The organism is Enterobacter sp. ECC-175 (assembly GCF_043968675.1).
Lineage (GTDB): Bacteria > Pseudomonadota > Gammaproteobacteria > Enterobacterales > Enterobacteriaceae > Enterobacter.
Genome location: NZ_CP143776.1, coordinates 131,129 through 149,366, shown reverse-complemented (window position 1 = coordinate 149,366; position 18,238 = coordinate 131,129). Strand labels below are relative to the sequence as shown.

Below are 18,238 nucleotides of genomic sequence, written 5' to 3'. Positions count from 1 at the left end.
CGGGTGGGATTTCGGCGAAAAGCGCGGAAATTCAGCAGTCAGCAAAAAAGATCTAAAAAAGACTTGTGCTCAAAAATGGGATCCCTATAATGCGCCTCCATCGACACGGCAGATGTGAATCACTTCACAAACAACCCGGTCGGTTGAAGAGAAAAAATCCTGAAATAACGGGTTGACTCTGAAAGAGGAAAGCGTATTATACGCCACCTCGCAACGGTGAGCGAAAGCCGCGTTGCACTGCTCTTTAACAATTTATCAGACAATCTGTGTGGGCACTCAAAGTGACATGGATTCTTAACGTCCCCGGACGAAAAATGAATACCAAGTCTCTGAGTGAACACGTAATTCATTACGAAGTTTAATTCACGAGCATCAAACTTAAATTGAAGAGTTTGATCATGGCTCAGATTGAACGCTGGCGGCAGGCCTAACACATGCAAGTCGAGCGGCAGCGGAAAGTAGCTTGCTACTTTGCCGGCGAGCGGCGGACGGGTGAGTAATGTCTGGGAAACTGCCCGATGGAGGGGGATAACTACTGGAAACGGTAGCTAATACCGCATAACGTCGCAAGACCAAAGAGGGGGACCTTCGGGCCTCTTGCCATCGGATGTGCCCAGATGGGATTAGCTAGTAGGTGGGGTAACGGCTCACCTAGGCGACGATCCCTAGCTGGTCTGAGAGGATGACCAGCCACACTGGAACTGAGACACGGTCCAGACTCCTACGGGAGGCAGCAGTGGGGAATATTGCACAATGGGCGCAAGCCTGATGCAGCCATGCCGCGTGTATGAAGAAGGCCTTCGGGTTGTAAAGTACTTTCAGCGGGGAGGAAGGCGATAAGGTTAATAACCTTGTCGATTGACGTTACCCGCAGAAGAAGCACCGGCTAACTCCGTGCCAGCAGCCGCGGTAATACGGAGGGTGCAAGCGTTAATCGGAATTACTGGGCGTAAAGCGCACGCAGGCGGTCTGTCAAGTCGGATGTGAAATCCCCGGGCTCAACCTGGGAACTGCATTCGAAACTGGCAGGCTTGAGTCTCGTAGAGGGGGGTAGAATTCCAGGTGTAGCGGTGAAATGCGTAGAGATCTGGAGGAATACCGGTGGCGAAGGCGGCCCCCTGGACGAAGACTGACGCTCAGGTGCGAAAGCGTGGGGAGCAAACAGGATTAGATACCCTGGTAGTCCACGCCGTAAACGATGTCTATTTGGAGGTTGTGCCCTTGAGGCGTGGCTTCCGGAGCTAACGCGTTAAATAGACCGCCTGGGGAGTACGGCCGCAAGGTTAAAACTCAAATGAATTGACGGGGGCCCGCACAAGCGGTGGAGCATGTGGTTTAATTCGATGCAACGCGAAGAACCTTACCTACTCTTGACATCCAGAGAACTTAGCAGAGATGCTTTGGTGCCTTCGGGAACTCTGAGACAGGTGCTGCATGGCTGTCGTCAGCTCGTGTTGTGAAATGTTGGGTTAAGTCCCGCAACGAGCGCAACCCTTATCCTTTGTTGCCAGCGGTTAGGCCGGGAACTCAAAGGAGACTGCCAGTGATAAACTGGAGGAAGGTGGGGATGACGTCAAGTCATCATGGCCCTTACGAGTAGGGCTACACACGTGCTACAATGGCGTATACAAAGAGAAGCGACCTCGCGAGAGCAAGCGGACCTCATAAAGTACGTCGTAGTCCGGATTGGAGTCTGCAACTCGACTCCATGAAGTCGGAATCGCTAGTAATCGTGGATCAGAATGCTACGGTGAATACGTTCCCGGGCCTTGTACACACCGCCCGTCACACCATGGGAGTGGGTTGCAAAAGAAGTAGGTAGCTTAACCTTCGGGAGGGCGCTTACCACTTTGTGATTCATGACTGGGGTGAAGTCGTAACAAGGTAACCGTAGGGGAACCTGCGGTTGGATCACCTCCTTACCTTAAAGAACCTGCCTTTGTAGTGCTCACACAGATTGTCTGATGAAAAGTAAACAGCAAGGCGTCTTGCGATTGAGACTTTACGTCCCCTTCGTCTAGAGGCCCAGGACACCGCCCTTTCACGGCGGTAACAGGGGTTCGAATCCCCTAGGGGACGCCACTTGCTGGTTTGTGAGTGAAAGTCACCGACCCCCGTATCTCAAAACTCATCTTCGGGTGACGTTTGAGATATTTGCTCTTTAAAAATCTGGATCAAGCTGAAAATTGAAACGACACACATGCTATGTGTGTTCGAGTCTCTCAAATTTTCGCAATCACGACGATGAATCGAAAGAAACATCTTCGGGTTGTGAGGTTAAGCGACTAAGCGTACACGGTGGATGCCCTGGCAGTCAGAGGCGATGAAGGACGTGCTAATCTGCGAAAAGCGCCGGCGAGGTGATATGAACCCTTGACCCGGCGATGTCCGAATGGGGAAACCCAGTGCAATTCGTTGCACTATCGTTAACTGAATACATAGGTTAACGAGGCGAACCGGGGGAACTGAAACATCTAAGTACCCCGAGGAAAAGAAATCAACCGAGATTCCCCCAGTAGCGGCGAGCGAACGGGGAGCAGCCCAGAGTCTGAATCAGCTTGTGTGTTAGTGGAAGCGTCTGGAAAGTCGCACGGTACAGGGTGACAGTCCCGTACACGAAAATGCACAGGTTGTGAACTCGAAGAGTAGGGCGGGACACGTGGTATCCTGTCTGAATATGGGGGGACCATCCTCCAAGGCTAAATACTCCTGACTGACCGATAGTGAACCAGTACCGTGAGGGAAAGGCGAAAAGAACCCCGGCGAGGGGAGTGAAAAAGAACCTGAAACCGTGTACGTACAAGCAGTGGGAGCACCTTCGTGGTGTGACTGCGTACCTTTTGTATAATGGGTCAGCGACTTATATTCTGTAGCAAGGTTAACCGTATAGGGGAGCCGAAGGGAAACCGAGTCTTAACTGGGCGTTAAGTTGCAGGGTATAGACCCGAAACCCGGTGATCTAGCCATGGGCAGGTTGAAGGTTGGGTAACACTAACTGGAGGACCGAACCGACTAATGTTGAAAAATTAGCGGATGACCTGTGGCTGGGGGTGAAAGGCCAATCAAACCGGGAGATAGCTGGTTCTCCCCGAAAGCTATTTAGGTAGCGCCTCGTGAACTCATCTTCGGGGGTAGAGCACTGTTTCGGCTAGGGGGCCATCCCGGCTTACCAACCCGATGCAAACTACGAATACCGAAGAATGTTATCACGGGAGACACACGGCGGGTGCTAACGTCCGTCGTGAAGAGGGAAACAACCCAGACCGCCAGCTAAGGTCCCAAAGTCATGGTTAAGTGGGAAACGATGTGGGAAGGCACAGACAGCCAGGATGTTGGCTTAGAAGCAGCCATCATTTAAAGAAAGCGTAATAGCTCACTGGTCGAGTCGGCCTGCGCGGAAGATGTAACGGGGCTAAACCATGCACCGAAGCTGCGGCAGCGACACTCAGGTGTTGTTGGGTAGGGGAGCGTTCTGTAAGCCGTTGAAGGTGGCCTGTGAGGGTTGCTGGAGGTATCAGAAGTGCGAATGCTGACATAAGTAACGATAAAGCGGGTGAAAAGCCCGCTCGCCGGAAGACCAAGGGTTCCTGTCCAACGTTAATCGGGGCAGGGTGAGTCGACCCCTAAGGCGAGGCCGAAAGGCGTAGTCGATGGGAAACAGGTTAATATTCCTGTACTTGGTGTTACTGCGAAGGGGGGACGGAGAAGGCTATGTCAGCCGGGCGACGGTTGTCCCGGTTTAAGCATGTAGGCGGAGGTTCCAGGTAAATCCGGTACCTTATTAACGCTGAGGTGTGACGACGAGGCACTACGGTGCTGAAGTGATAAATGCCCTGCTTCCAGGAAAAGCCTCTAAGCATCAGGTAACACGAAATCGTACCCCAAACCGACACAGGTGGTCAGGTAGAGAATACCAAGGCGCTTGAGAGAACTCGGGTGAAGGAACTAGGCAAAATGGTGCCGTAACTTCGGGAGAAGGCACGCTGATATGTAGGTGAAGCCCCTGCGGGTGGAGCTGAAATCAGTCGAAGATACCAGCTGGCTGCAACTGTTTATTAAAAACACAGCACTGTGCAAACACGAAAGTGGACGTATACGGTGTGACGCCTGCCCGGTGCCGGAAGGTTAATTGATGGGGTTAGCGGCAACGCGAAGCTCTTGATCGAAGCCCCGGTAAACGGCGGCCGTAACTATAACGGTCCTAAGGTAGCGAAATTCCTTGTCGGGTAAGTTCCGACCTGCACGAATGGCGTAATGATGGCCAGGCTGTCTCCACCCGAGACTCAGTGAAATTGAACTCGCTGTGAAGATGCAGTGTACCCGCGGCAAGACGGAAAGACCCCGTGAACCTTTACTATAGCTTGACACTGAACACTGGTCCTTGATGTGTAGGATAGGTGGGAGGCTTTGAAGCGTGGACGCCAGTCTGCGTGGAGCCAACCTTGAAATACCACCCTTTAATGGCTGGTGTTCTAACGTAGACCCGTGATCCGGGTTGCGGACAGTGTCTGGTGGGTAGTTTGACTGGGGCGGTCTCCTCCCAAAGAGTAACGGAGGAGCACGAAGGTTAGCTAATCCTGGTCGGACATCAGGAGGTTAGTGCAATGGCATAAGCTAGCTTGACTGCGAGAGTGACGGCTCGAGCAGGTGCGAAAGCAGGTCATAGTGATCCGGTGGTTCTGAATGGAAGGGCCATCGCTCAACGGATAAAAGGTACTCCGGGGATAACAGGCTGATACCGCCCAAGAGTTCATATCGACGGCGGTGTTTGGCACCTCGATGTCGGCTCATCACATCCTGGGGCTGAAGTAGGTCCCAAGGGTATGGCTGTTCGCCATTTAAAGTGGTACGCGAGCTGGGTTTAGAACGTCGTGAGACAGTTCGGTCCCTATCTGCCGTGGGCGCTGGAGAATTGAGGGGGGCTGCTCCTAGTACGAGAGGACCGGAGTGGACGCATCACTGGTGTTCGGGTTGTCATGCCAATGGCACTGCCCGGTAGCTAAATGCGGAAGAGATAAGTGCTGAAAGCATCTAAGCACGAAACTTGCCCCGAGATGAGTTCTCCCTGACCCTTTAAGGGTCCTGAAGGAACGTTGAAGACGACGACGTTGATAGGTCGGGTGTGTAAGCGCAGCGATGCGTTGAGCTAACCGATACTAATGAACCGTGAGGCTTAACCTTACAACGCCGAAGATGTTTTGGCGAAGAGACGAACAATCAAAATTCAGCCTGATACAGATAACAGAATTTGCCTGGCGGCTTTAGCGCGGTGGTCCCACCTGACCCCATGCCGAACTCAGAAGTGAAACGCCGTAGCGCCGATGGTAGTGTGGGGTCTCCCCATGTGAGAGTAGGGAACTGCCAGGCATCAAATTTAGCGTGCTGATATGGCTCAGTTGGTAGAGCGCACCCTTGGTAAGGGTGAGGTCCCCAGTTCGACTCTGGGTATCAGCACCACTTTATACTTAGGTTAAAGTTCGGCAAGAAGTAAAAGAATTTGTCTGGCGGCTTTAGCGCGGTGGTCCCACCTGACCCCATGCCGAACTCAGAAGTGAAACGCCGTAGCGCCGATGGTAGTGTGGGGTCTCCCCATGTGAGAGTAGGGAACTGCCAGACATCAAACAAGTGAAAAGGCCATCCGAAAGGATGGCCTTTTTGCGTTATGATTCTTGTGAAAATGGTAGGCCCAGTAAGCAATACGCGCCACTGGGCAAAACAGCAGGTCAGTGAATGACCTGCGACAGGAAAGCTCGCGTACGTTCTGACTTGGGATGTGCAAAGAACTCGTCGGGTGGCGCCTGCTCGACAATCTCACCGCGATCCATAAAGATCACCCTATCGGCCACCGTTCTGGCAAACCCCATTTCATGCGTCACACACAGCATTGTCATTCCGGATTGCGCCAATCCAATCATGGTATCCAGAACTTCTTTCACCATTTCAGGGTCAAGCGCGGAAGTTGGCTCGTCAAACAGCATGATCTTGGGCTTCATACAAAGCGAGCGAGCAATAGCCACCCGCTGCTGCTGACCGCCTGAAATTTGGCCCGGGAATTTATTCGCGTGTTCCGCGATACGCACACGTTCGAGATAGTGCATTCCCAATGCTTCTGCCTCTTTTTTCGGCATCTTTTGCACCCAAATCGGTGCCAGCGTGCAGTTTTGCAAAACGGTCAGATGTGGAAAGAGATTGAAGTGCTGAAACACCATCCCCACTTCCTGACGAACCCTATCGATATTGCGAATGTCTTCATTCAGCTCAATGCCATCGACAACAATACGCCCTTGCTGATGCTCCTCAAGATGGTTAATACAGCGAATGGTCGTGGATTTCCCGGAGCCAGAAGGGCCGCAAAGCACAATGCGTTCTCCTTGCTTTACCTTAAGATTAATGTCCTTCAGGACATGAAATTGTCCGTACCATTTATTCACATTTTCCAGCGTAATCATCGCGTCGGCGGGTGTCATAGTTATTTGGCTCATAATTTCCTCAGTGCGGTGTACGCCCGGTGTTAAAGCGCTTTTCCAGATGCTGGCTGTAGCGCGACATGCTAAAACAGAAGATCCAGTAGATCAGGGCAGCAAAGACATATCCTTCGGTGGACATGCCAAGCCAGACAGGGTCAACGGTCGCCTGCTGCACGCTGCTAAAGAGATCGAACAACCCGATGATGATCACCAGGCTGGTATCTTTGAAAAGAGCAATGATCGTGTTGACCAGACCCGGAATAACCAGCTTGAGTGCCTGGGGGAGGATCACCAGCCCCTGAGTTTTCCAATAGCCGAGCGCCAGTGATTCCGCGGCCTCATACTGTCCTTTGGGTAGAGCCTGCAGGCCCCCGCGGACCACCTCTGCAACGTACGCGGACTGGAAAAGAATCACACCGACCAGGGCTCGGATCAGTTTGTCTATCGTTGTGCCTTCTGCCATAAAGAGCGGCAGCATGACCGAGGACATAAACAAAACGGTGATGAGCGGCACGCCGCGCCAAAACTCAATGAAAATGACGGAGAGCACGCGAACTACCGGCATTTTTGAACGCCTACCCAGCGCAAGCAGAATTCCCCAAGGCAATGCGCCGGCGATCCCCACGGAAGCGATGATGAGCGTCAGCGTCAGTCCTCCCCACTGGCGTGTTTCCACGCGCTCCAGACCCAGAAAACCACCGTAAAGCAGCGCCCACACAACGATCGGATATGAAACCGCCCAGCAGGCAATATAGCGTCCACGATGAGGCAGTTTTTTCCAGAACATCGCGGCGATGGAGAGAAGGCCGATCGCGAGCGCCAGATTAATTCGCCAGCGCGCTTCATGAGGATACAGTCCATACATAAACTGGCCGAAGCGCTCGTGGATGAACACCCAGCATGCGCCTGCTTTCGTACAGTCAGCGCGAGTTGTACCGACCCAATTTGCCTGTAAAAGCGCCCAGTTAAGAAGTGGCGGAATCAGCTCCCAGATCAGCCATAAGCAAAAAAGGGTCAGCAGGCTGTTACTCCAGCTGGAGAACAAGTTCTTTCGCATCCAGATAATGAAATTCCCACCCGCAGAGCCGGAGGCGCGCGAAGAGTGAGACAATATGGCTTTTGTCATCATGGTGTCCTTAGCGCTCAACCAGGGCGATGCGGCGGTTATAGAGGTTCATCAGCAGCGAGATGGTTAGGCTGATAATCAGGTAAACGGACATCGTGATGGCAATGGTTTCAATCGCTTGCCCTGTCTGGTTAAGCACGGTACCGGCGAAAAGTGAAACCATATCGGGATAGCCTATGGCGGCGGCCAGAGATGAGTTTTTCACAATGTTGAGATACTGGCTGGTCAGTGGAGGAATAATGACCCGCAGCGCTTGCGGAATAATAACCTGGCGAAGCGTTACCGTATTGGGCAAACCGAGCGAGCGTGCCGCCTCATGCTGTCCGTGAGGAACGGCCTGAATCCCGGCACGGATGATTTCCGCGATAAAGGCTGAGGTATAAATCGAAAGCGCCAGCGTCAGAGAGGCCAGCTCAGGGATCAGCACCAGGCCACCCTGGAAGTTAAAACCCCGAAGGTGAGGGATATCCCAGTGCAGCGCGGCACCAAAAAGCCAGTGCGCAACGACGGGCAGACCGATAATAAGTGCTATCGCCGCTGGCCATGTCTTACGAAGTTCGCCTGTCTTAATTTGATGCTTACGGTGATAACGGAATAGCCCTGCCGATACGAGAAGCGCTATAACAATAGCGGCAATGAAAGCGTACATCCCTTCTGCAAGCAGAGGTGAGGGAATGTACAATCCGCGATTGCTGAGAAATAGCAGGTCAAAGGCGTTTATGGCCTGACGTGGGCCCGGCAGGTTTCGCAGTACGGCAAAATACCAAAAGAAGATCTGCAGCAGCGGTGGGATATTACGAAACGTTTCGATGTAAATGGTCGATAATTTCCGCAGCAGCCAGTTTTCGGAAAGCCGGGCCAGGCCAATGAAGAAGCCGAGTATGGAGGCGCAGACAATGCACAGCGCCGAAACCAGAAGTGTATTGAGTAAGCCGACCACAAAGACGCGGCCATACGTATCTCCTTCCTGGTAATCAATAAGATGTTGAACAATGCCAAAACCCGCGCTGCGATCCAAAAAAGCAAAGCCGGAAGTAATACCGCGATTATTTAGGTTGGTAACGGTGTTATGGATTAAATAAATGGCGATAGCGACAACGGCGATAATAGCCAGTATCTGAAATATCCAGGCGCGAACCGCGGGATGAGAAAAGGATAGCGATCCTTTTACGGCTGAGCGGCGATGGGACATAAATGAACCTCGGTAACCGTGACTCTGGAGAGGGCACCGCAGCTGCAGTGCCCGTTACAGCAAATGCTTAACGTACCGGCGGAGCGTATTGAATGCCGCCGTTATTCCAGAGATTGTTCTGGCCACGTTTGATCTTCAGCGGGCTTTCCGATCCCACGTTGCGCTCGAAGATCTCAGAGTAGTTCCCGACCTTTTTAATGATGTTATAGGCCCACTTGTTATCCAGCTTCAGATCCTTGCCATAATCACCCTCTTTACCCAACAGGTGCGCCATATCCGGCGTTGAAGGATTCGCGGCTTTCTCATCGACGTTTTTCGAGCTGATACCCATTTCTTCGGCGTTCAACATGGCGAACAGCGTCCAGCGCACGATAGAGAACCAGTCTTCATCACCGCGGCGGACCACTGGGCCAAGAGGCTCTTTAGAAATGACTTCCGGAAGGACAATCCACTCGGCCGGATTGCTCAACTTAATACGCAGGGCATACAGCTGGGACTGGTCAGAAGCCAGCGTATCGCAACGACCTGACTCCAGCGCCTTAGCTGACTCATCTGAACGGTCGAAAGTGACCGGGGTATACTTCATGTCGTTCGCTTTGAAGTAATCCGCCACGTTAAGTTCGGTATCGGTACCGGCCTGAATACAGACGGTTGCACCGTCGAGCTCTTTGGCGCTTTTCAGCCCTGCTTTGTTGTGGGTGAGGAATCCGATCCCGTCATAATAGGTTACGCCAGTGAATGCCATTCCCATGCCCGCATCGCGAGAGGAGGTCCAGGTGGTATTACGGGAGAGCATATCTACTTCGCCTGACTGCAGTGCGGTGAAGCGTTCTTTTGCCGTCAGAGGCGTATATTTTACCTTGCTGTCATCACCGAAAACGGCGGCAGCAACGCCACGACAGACGTCAACGTCAATACCGGTAAATTTACCGTTTGCATCGGCATAGGAAAAACCTGGCAATCCGTCACTGATACCGCATTGGACAAATCCCTTCTTTTTAACGGCATCCAGTGTCGTACCCGCACGGGCTTGACCGGCAATTGCAAACAGCACTCCCGCAGCGGCCAGGCTGGCTATCATCATCTTTTTCATAGTGCATCCTGTGTGGCAAAAATTATCGTTATAAGGCGTGTTAAACGCTTTGAGCTGTCTATGGCGTTGGCCGACGTTTATTTAGCAAACCTAATGCCAGGTTTTTTACGCACGGACGAATAGCCGCTCAGAACGCATAATGCTGAGTGTAGACAGGCTTAAAAAAAATGAATGCCCTGCAATGGTGCGAATTTCCAATCTGCGCCACAAATTAGAGCAAAACTTTCCGGATTGTAGGATATAAACGAAAGATAGTTTTGGGCGTTAATATTGGCAGGGTATTTATCAGAAATAATATGTGAAAAGCGTCACGATGAAATACAGAAAAGGGAGAGGGTAAACAAATAAAATGTGACAGATAACGATCTGCTGCTAAAAAAAGGTCGCTGGTATTTAATTTAGCTTTAGTGCGTGCACCATTTAAAAGCAAAAGCGCGGATTTCGCCGCGCTTTCAAGAAGCATACTTACTTGGTCAAGGCGACGATACCTAGCGTCAAGCCTGCTACCGCGGCGGCTCCACCTGCGATAGCACCTGCCGTTTCCCAGTTATCCTGAGTCGTGCCTTTCATACAGGTATTGGTATGAACCAGACGGCCCTGATCGTCGTATACCGGTACACATGGGGAATCATGCGCGCAGCCAGCAAGGAGCGTCGCAAGAAGTGCAACGGGAATCAATCTTTTCATGATGTTACCTCAGTGAGTTCTCACATTCGTCGTTAAGCCAAAAGGACCATCAACGAATTGTTCGTTATTTTACCACTGAGATACCTCTCTGCTGTACGAGGAATAATCTCAAAGTATGTTGATTGTAAAAATGATGGAGAAAAACCGATTAGTTAGTGAATTAATGGAGAAATTATGGATCTGGCTTTTCATATTAGCAGGCTAATGGATAGCTGGCGTGGAAATCAAAAAGGCGCCCCGGGCGCCTTTTTGAAATGCATTACTCTTTATGGCTGGTAAACCTTCTGCGGACCACCACAAAGAAGACGGGCACGAAGAAGATAGCCAGCAGGGTGGCTGAGAGCATGCCCCCCATTACGCCAGTCCCGACTGCGTTTTGCGCACCGCTACCCGCACCGCTGCTGATGACCAGCGGCAATACCCCAAGAATGAACGCCAGAGACGTCATCAGAATAGGACGCAGACGCATCCGCGAGGCTTCAAGCGTTGCCTCGATGATTCCTTTGCCTTCTTTCTCCATAAGGTCCTTTGCAAACTCAACGATCAAAATGGCGTTCTTGGCGGATAAGCCAATGGTTGTCAGCAGGCCGACCTGGAAGTAGACGTCATTATTTAATCCGCGCAGCGACGCGGCAAGCAATGCGCCAATCACGCCCAGCGGCACGACCAACATAACGGAGAACGGAATAGACCAGCTTTCATAAAGGGCCGCCAGGCACAGGAACACGACAATCAGTGAAATCGCGTAAAGCGCGGGAGCCTGGTTACCAGAAAGCCGTTCCTGATAAGACATTCCCGTCCAGTCAAAGCCGATGCCAGAAGGCAGCTTAGAGGCCAGGCTTTCCATCATCGCCATGGCTTCACCGGTGCTCTTACCCGGTGCGGATTCGCCGAGAATTTCCATTGAAGGCATACCGTTGTAACGCTCGAGACGCGGTGAACCATATACCCAGTGCGCGCTGCTGAAGGCAGAGAAAGGCACCATTTCACCATTAGCGCTACGCACGTACAGCGTATTGATATCGCCAGGCAGCATACGGAACGGGGCATCGGCCTGGACGTAAACTTTTTTCACGCGTCCATGATCGATAAAGTCGTTCACATACGTTCCGCCCAGCGCGGTCGAAACGGTCTGGTTGATATCGGAAAGGCTGACGCCCAATGCCTGTGCTTTCTCCTGATCGATATTAAGCTTGAACTGCGGCGTATCTTCGAGGCCGTTAGGACGCACGCGCACCAGCAGATCGGGATATTCTTTCACCATCCCGAGCAGCTGATTGCGCGCCTGCGTCAGCTGCGTATGCCCAAGGTTTGCCTGATCGATCAGTTCAAAGTCGAAGCCCGTTGCGGTGCCCAGCTCAATGATTGCCGGCAGGTTAAACGGAAACACGAGGCCATCTTTTATCTGGCTGAAGGCTTTCGTCGCGCGGCCAACAATCGCTTCTACGCCGTTCTCTTCACCCGGGCGTTCTTCCCACGGCTTAAGGCTCACAAAAGCGATACCGGCGTTTTGCCCCTGACCGCTAAAGCTAAAGCCGTTAACGGTGAAGACAGATTCAACGTTGGCCTTTTCTTTGGTGAGATAATAATCCTGCACCTGATCGAGCACCTGTTGGGTACGCATCTGCGTTGCACCCGCGGGCAGCTGTACCATCGTCATAAAGACGCCCTGATCCTCTTCGGGCAGGAAAGAGGTTGGTAAGCGCAGGAAGAGCACCGCCATGCCGCCGACGATGATGACGTAAACCAGCAGATAGCGCCCGGTCTTACGTAAGATCCCGCTTACGCTGTTGCTGTAATGTTCTACGCTTCGGTCGAAAAGCGCATTAAACCAGCCAAAGAACCCCCCTTTTTTCTCATGGTGCTCGCTGGAAACGGGCTTGAGCAGCGTGGCGCACAGGGCAGGCGTCAAAATCAGCGCAACCAGCACGGAGAGCGCCATAGCCGAAACGATAGTCAGAGAGAACTGGCGGTATATTGCCCCGGTTGAACCGCCAAAAAAGGCCATTGGGATGAATACCGCCGAGAGCACCATGGCAATCCCGACCAGCGCCCCCTGGATCTGCTCCATCGATTTTTGCGTTGCCTCTTTAGGCGGCAGCTTGTCCTCGACCATCACGCGTTCGACGTTCTCAACGACGACAATGGCGTCATCCACCAGCAGGCCTATCGCCAGCACCATGCCGAACATTGTCAGCGTGTTAATCGAGAAGCCGAACGCCGCCAGCACGGCGAAGGTGCCGAGCAGTACGACAGGCACGGCAATCGTTGGAATAAGGGTTGCGCGCAAATTTTGCAGGAACAGGTACATCACCAGGAAGACGAGAACGATCGCCTCAAACAGCGTCTTCACCACTTCGTGAATAGAAATTTTCACGAATGGCGTGGTGTCGTAAGGGTAGACAACCTTCAGCCCCTGCGGGAAGAATGGCTGCAGCTGGGCAAGTTTACTCTTGATAGCGGCGGCAGTATCAAGCGCATTCGCCCCGGTTGCCAGCTTAATCCCAAGACCCGTTGCCGCCTGGCCGTTGATCTTGGTGACCATGTTGTAGTTCTCGCCGCCCAGCTCAATGCGTGCCACATCCTTCAGGTGAACCATCGAGCCGTCCTGGTTCACTTTCAGCGTCACGCGGCCAAACTCCTCCGGTGATTTCAGGCGAGTCTGAGCAATGATTGAGGCGTTTAGCTGCTGCCCTGGAACAGACGGCGTACCGCCCAGCTGACCCGCAGCGATCTGGTTATTCTGGGTTTTCAACTGGTTGATAACATCCAGCGGCGTGAGCTGGTATTTATTCATCGCGTTGTTGTCGAGCCAGATGCGCATGGCATACTGCGCGCCAAACAGCTGTACGTCGCCGACGCCAGAGGTCCGGCTAATGGCATCTTTAACGTTCGAGGCAACATAGTCGGAGATATCATCCTGGGTTAGGCTTTTATTGTCCGATACAAACCCCGCTACCAGCAGGAAGCTGCTGCTGGATTTCTCAACGCCGATACCCTGCTGCTGCACTTCCTGCGGCAGAAGCGGCATCGCCAGCTGAAGTTTGTTTTGCACCTGTACCTGAGCGATATCAGGGTCGGTACCGGACTGGAACGTCAGGGTGATGGTAACGTTACCTGCGGAGTCGCTGGTGGATGACATATACATCAGGTTATCGATACCGTTCATATTCTGTTCGATAACCTGCGTCACCGTATCCTGTACCGTCTGGGCGTCCGCGCCAGGGTACGTTGCCGTTACGGCAACGGCCGGTGGCGCGATGGTCGGATACTGCGCAACCGGCAGCTTTAAGATGGCCAGCCCGCCCGCAATCATCAAAATGATGGCGAGGACCCAGGCGAAAACGGGCCTCTGAATAAAGAAATTAGCCATGCTGTCGTCCCTTAACTGGCAGGTTGAGTAGCGGTATCAGGCGTTGCGACCACGGTCACGCCAGGGCGAACTTTTTGCAGACCGCTGACAATCACGCGATCGCCGTTCTTCAGCCCTTCGGTAATCAGCCAGCGATCGCCAATGGCCTGCGGTGCTTCCACGGTGCGCAACTCAACCTGATTTTTATCGTTTACAACCAGCACGGTTGCCTCTCCGCGCGGCGTACGGGTAACGCCCTGCTGAGGAACCAGAATGGCATTGGGCTGCGTACCTTCATCAATGCGGGCACGCACGAACATTCCCGGCAGAAGCAAATGCTGAGGATTGGGGAAAATGGCGCGCAGCGTAATGGAGCCGGTGCTTTCATCCACGGTGACATCAGAGAACTGCAGCGTGCCTTTTAAAGGGTACGGTTGACCGTTTTCCATGAGCAGCTCAACGGTGCTGGCGGCATTTCCCTTTTGCAGGCTCGTCTGCTTCAGGCGCATAAAATCATTGCTCGACTGCGTCACATCGACATATATCGGATCAAGCTGTTGAACGGTCGCCAGCGCGGTAGACTGACCGTTAGTGACCAGCGCCCCTTCGGTAACGCTGGATTTGCCGATACGTCCGTCAATAGGTGAAGTCACTTTGGTATAGGCGAGATTGATACGTGCGCTTTCAACGCCAGCCTGCGCGGCGACAACGCCGGCATCTGCTTGCTGCGCGGTGGCGACCGCCTGATCGTACTCCTGTTTACTGACGTACTGTGTCCCCACCAGCGGCAGATAGCGCTTCACGGTCAGGTGCGCAATATTGGCCGCAGCCTGGGCCTTCGCCAGCTCGCCCTTCGCATTGTCATACGCCGCCTGATACGTCGCGGGATCAATCTGATACAAAGATGCTCCGGCTTTGACGTCGCTGCCTTCTTCAAAGTTACGACGCAGGATGATGCCGCTCACCTGTGGGCGAACCTCTGCAACGCGAAAGGCGTCCGTTCTGCCCGGCAGCTCGGTGGTGACGGCCAATGGTCCACTTTTAATCACATGCACGCTGACCTGCGGAGCGGGGGCATGCTGCTGCGTGTTCCCCTGATCATCGCAACCTCCGAGAAGGGCTGCACAGACAAATAAACTGGTTAAGGGTAACAGCCTGAAGTGTTTCGTCATTTTTTTTCCTTTAAATACCCATGAACCGATATTCGCCGAGCATCGGGGAGGGGCTGGAAGACAAAATAAAAATGTAGCTGCGTATAATAAGCAGGGGCTTTGATATTTTTTGATTTATAAGTGCGAAGAGAGGAGGCTAGAGACAAAATCAGAATCACACCCGGTGTAATCCCCACGGTTATTATGTCAGTCTGTTACCGTAATCAGCATTTAAGCATTCTCCTGGTGAATTAATGTGGTTATTTATATTTGTCCGGATTATGTATTCAGGTAATTGACTTTTTATGTGCAAATATAAAGCGGTTAATGAGAGATACTTTTTATCTCTACACGGCGCGTATTCATAAAGGATTATTTCGATAAGTCATGAGCAACGGTTATGGCACGCAAAAAGAAAGATGAAGCACAGAAGACCCGCCAGCAGCTGATAGAGGCTGCTATCGAACAGTTTGCTATGCGCGGCGTGGCTAATACCACGTTGACCGATATTGCCGATGCCGCCAACGTAACCCGCGGTGCCGTGTACTGGCATTTTTCCAGCAAATCGGAAATTTTTAACGCTATCTGGGAGCAGCAGTTACCGCTGCGTGACATTATTCGAGACCGGTTAGCGTTATCGGAAAATGATAATCCTCTGCTGTTGCTTCGTGAGCAATTTATCGCTGCCTTGCAGTACATTGCGCGAGAACCCCGCCAGTATTCCCTCTTACAAATTCTTTATCATAAGTGTGAATTTCATAGCGATATGATATCAGAGTATGAAATACGAAATCGTATTGGGCTAAACGGCGATCGTTTTCGCACCGTGCTGGAGCGGTGCATATCAAAACGCGTGATCTCGCCGAACGTCAATGTTGAACTCACGCTGATTGCCTTCCACGGTTTTTTTAGTGGAATAATTAAAAACTGGTTAATGAATAGCGACAGTTTCAACCTATATCAGGAAGCGCCCGCGCTGGTGGATTACATTCTGGCGACGCTGCAGACTTCGCGAGTGCCGCCAGAGGCTTGCGAGGCGGCATTATGAGCGCATTTTAGAGGGGAACGCCTCCCCATCACGACAGAGCGCCTCGACGGTCTCGGCGGAGACCGGTTTTCCTAATAAATATCCCTGAAGCGTATTGCAGCCAAGCTCCGTCAGAAACGCCTGCTGCTCCACGGTTTCTACCCCTTCCGCAACCACTTTCAGGTTCAGCGTTTTTGCCAGCGCGACGATGGCCGACACGATCGTCGCATCTTCATTTTTCCCGCTCAGCTCTTTCACAAAGGCACGATCGATTTTGAGCTCGCAGGCGGGCAATCGTTTTAGATAAAGCAGGCTCGAGTAGCCTGTCCCAAAGTCATCAATCGAGGCTTTTACGCCTGCCTGCGTCAGCTCGGTCAGTACCCGCACGCTTTCGTCAGGGTTGCTCATGGCCGTGGTTTCAGTGACCTCAAGGATCAGCGTTTCAGGCGGAATGGCGTGGCGGGCAAGGCACTCAAGCACGGTCTTTACCAGTGATGGCTGCTCAAACTGCAGCGTAGAAAGGTTCACCGCCATCGACCAGCCCGCATGCCCCTGAAGATGCCACTCGCGCAGCTGGCGGCAGGCTTCATCGATGACCCAGTTGCCGATGGGAATGATAAGGCCGGTTTTTTCCGCCAGAGGGAGAAACTGGTCCGGGGTCAGCAGGCCTTGCTTAGGATGTTGCCAGCGCAGCAGCGCCTCAAATCCAAGGATCGGCCCGGTCGGCGCGTGGAATTTCGGCTGGTAGAGTAAGCGTAGTTCGTTACGATCTACCGCCATCCACAGATCGTTCATGAGCTGCAGGCTCGTCTGCGCCAGGGTGTTCATCGACGGCTGGAAAAAGTGATACCCGTTGCGGCCCATATGTTTGGTGTGGTACATGGCCGCATCCGCGTTAAACATCAGCTCGCGTTCATTCTTTCCGTCGTGCGGGTAGAGGGCTATGCCTATGCTGAGGGTGACCATCAGCTCATAGGGCTCAACGTTGAACGGGCTATCGATGGCGCGCACCAGCGCGCTGGCCAGCGAAGCGGCATCGTCCGGCGAGCCTGTCTCGGCCAGCAGGACAAACTCGTCTCCGCCGATACGCGCCAGCGTGTACTGGCCTTTCAGCGGCAGCAGCAGCCGCTGGGTAACGGCAACCAGAAGCTTGTCGCCAACATCATGACCATAGGCGTCATTGATGGCCTTAAAGCCGTCGAGATCCATAAACATCAGTGCGAAACGGTTCCCCTCACGGTCGGCTTTGCTGATGGCCTGATCGAGCCTGTCTTCCAGAAGAATACGGTTAGGAAGGCGCGTTAGCGTATCGTGCAGGGCAAGCTGAGCCAGCTCTCGATTGGCTTCCGCCAGCGAAGAGGCCAGCAGCGACGTGCGGGCCTGAAGGCGGGCATCCAGCATTGAGACCAGCAGCGTAATGCCCAAAATGGAGAGCGCCATGACGCTCACCAGGACAGCGAGCCAGCTTCCGTTGATGCCGTGGTGGTGGACCATGGTCGATGAAGGGAACTGCGCGGCCTTCATGCCCGCGTAGTGCATGCCGGCGATGGCGATCCCCATCGTGATGGCGGCCCCCAGACGCATCAGGGCGACCTGCGCCGCCTCGTGGCGCAAGCGGAAGGTCAGCCATAGCGCGGTCAGCGAGGCGGCCAGGGCGATGGCGACCGAAATCGCCACCCACGTTTTATCCCAGATAATAGCCGGCGTGACTTCCAGCGCGGCCATTCCGGTGTAGTGCATGGCGGCAATGCCGGTTCCCATTACGAATGAACTCGGGATCAGCTGCCGCAACCGCAGGCGTTCACCGCTCACAATCCACAGGGCAAATATTGATGATGCAATGGCGATGATCATCGAGAAAATCGTCAGGCCTGTGCTGTAGCTCATGCTCATGGAGAGATCCATCGCCAGCATGCCGATGAAGTGCATCGCCCACACGCCAATCCCCATCGCAATGCCGCCACCCGCAAGCCAGACGCGCGCGGGGGTGCCCTGGCTTCCGGCCACGCGCGCAGCCATGTTTAGCGCAGTATAGGCAGCAAGGATCGCCACAACAAAAGAGATAACGACGAGTATTGGGTTGTATTGGCTTACCAGCATAGTCTGTTGAACTCGTTATGAGAGGCTAAGCAAGAGCGGTGGA

General features: G+C 53.1%; 9 protein-coding genes, 2 tRNA genes and 4 rRNA genes. 7 read left to right on the top strand and 8 right to left on the bottom strand.

Annotation, left to right across the window (positions count from 1 at the left end; translation table 11 throughout):
• Positions 1 to 380 precede the first annotated feature (380 nt).
• The 6 genes from V1599_RS00715 (at position 381) to rrf (V1599_RS00690) (ending at position 5,616) form a co-directional block, all read left to right on the top strand.
• Positions 381 to 1,922, top strand: a 16S ribosomal RNA gene (locus V1599_RS00715).
• A gap of 84 nt (positions 1,923 to 2,006) precedes the next feature.
• A tRNA-Glu gene (locus V1599_RS00710) sits at positions 2,007 to 2,082 on the top strand.
• A gap of 193 nt (positions 2,083 to 2,275) precedes the next feature.
• A 23S ribosomal RNA gene (locus V1599_RS00705) occupies positions 2,276 to 5,181 on the top strand.
• 70 nt (positions 5,182 to 5,251) lie between these two features.
• Positions 5,252 to 5,367, top strand: a 5S ribosomal RNA gene (gene rrf, locus V1599_RS00700).
• A 14-nt stretch (positions 5,368 to 5,381) separates the two neighbouring features.
• Positions 5,382 to 5,457, top strand: a tRNA-Thr gene (locus tag V1599_RS00695).
• 43 nt (positions 5,458 to 5,500) lie between these two features.
• Positions 5,501 to 5,616, top strand: a 5S ribosomal RNA gene (gene rrf, locus V1599_RS00690).
• The 16S, 23S and 5S rRNA genes sit together here with 2 tRNA genes alongside, the layout of an rRNA operon.
• 107 nt (positions 5,617 to 5,723) lie before the next feature.
• Here rrf (V1599_RS00690) and V1599_RS00685 read toward each other — a convergent pair.
• The 7 genes from V1599_RS00685 to V1599_RS00655 all read right to left on the bottom strand — a co-directional run bounded on the left by V1599_RS00685 (position 5,724) and on the right by V1599_RS00655 (position 15,089).
• Positions 5,724 to 6,482 carry an amino acid ABC transporter ATP-binding protein gene (locus V1599_RS00685; RefSeq protein ID WP_112013089.1) on the bottom strand — a complete coding sequence of 253 codons (759 nt, stop codon included), beginning with the start codon at positions 6,480 to 6,482 and terminating at the stop codon, positions 5,724 to 5,726.
• A gap of 7 nt (positions 6,483 to 6,489) precedes the next feature.
• Positions 6,490 to 7,593, bottom strand: a complete 1,104-nt coding sequence (locus V1599_RS00680) for an amino acid ABC transporter permease (RefSeq protein ID WP_395301601.1) — start codon at positions 7,591 to 7,593, stop codon at positions 6,490 to 6,492.
• 10 nt (positions 7,594 to 7,603) lie between these two features.
• Positions 7,604 to 8,785 carry an amino acid ABC transporter permease gene (locus tag V1599_RS00675; RefSeq protein WP_297116920.1) on the bottom strand — a complete coding sequence of 394 codons (1,182 nt, stop codon included), beginning with the start codon at positions 8,783 to 8,785 and terminating at the stop codon, positions 7,604 to 7,606.
• A gap of 67 nt (positions 8,786 to 8,852) precedes the next feature.
• Positions 8,853 to 9,878: an amino acid ABC transporter substrate-binding protein gene (locus V1599_RS00670; RefSeq protein WP_297116917.1), complete on the bottom strand. Its 1,026-nt coding sequence runs from the start codon at positions 9,876 to 9,878 to the stop codon at positions 8,853 to 8,855.
• 465 nt (positions 9,879 to 10,343) lie between these two features.
• A complete protein-coding gene (locus tag V1599_RS00665) occupies positions 10,344 to 10,565 on the bottom strand; it encodes a hypothetical protein (protein ID WP_297116914.1) in 222 nt (73 codons plus the stop codon).
• A gap of 259 nt (positions 10,566 to 10,824) precedes the next feature.
• A complete protein-coding gene (locus tag V1599_RS00660; protein WP_112013095.1) occupies positions 10,825 to 13,938 on the bottom strand; it encodes an efflux RND transporter permease subunit in 3,114 nt (1,037 codons plus the stop codon).
• A gap of 11 nt (positions 13,939 to 13,949) precedes the next feature.
• Complete coding sequence (locus V1599_RS00655; RefSeq protein WP_395300873.1) at positions 13,950 to 15,089, bottom strand: efflux RND transporter periplasmic adaptor subunit; 1,140 nt, start codon at positions 15,087 to 15,089, stop codon at positions 13,950 to 13,952.
• A 379-nt stretch (positions 15,090 to 15,468) separates the two neighbouring features.
• Between V1599_RS00655 and envR the strand changes: the two genes are divergently transcribed.
• Positions 15,469 to 16,116 (top strand): acrEF/envCD operon transcriptional regulator, encoded by a 648-nt coding sequence (gene envR, locus V1599_RS00650; RefSeq protein ID WP_395300872.1) that lies wholly within the window; start codon positions 15,469 to 15,471, stop codon positions 16,114 to 16,116.
• On the opposite strand, the gene V1599_RS00645 is transcribed toward envR, so the two are convergent.
• The gene (locus V1599_RS00645) at positions 16,111 to 18,195 is read right to left on the bottom strand and encodes a putative bifunctional diguanylate cyclase/phosphodiesterase (RefSeq protein ID WP_395300871.1); all 2,085 of its coding nucleotides are present in this window, start codon (positions 18,193 to 18,195) and stop codon (positions 16,111 to 16,113) included. The two genes, envR and V1599_RS00645, sit on opposite strands and share 6 nt — an antisense overlap.
• Between the last annotated feature and the right edge of the window lie 43 nt (positions 18,196 to 18,238).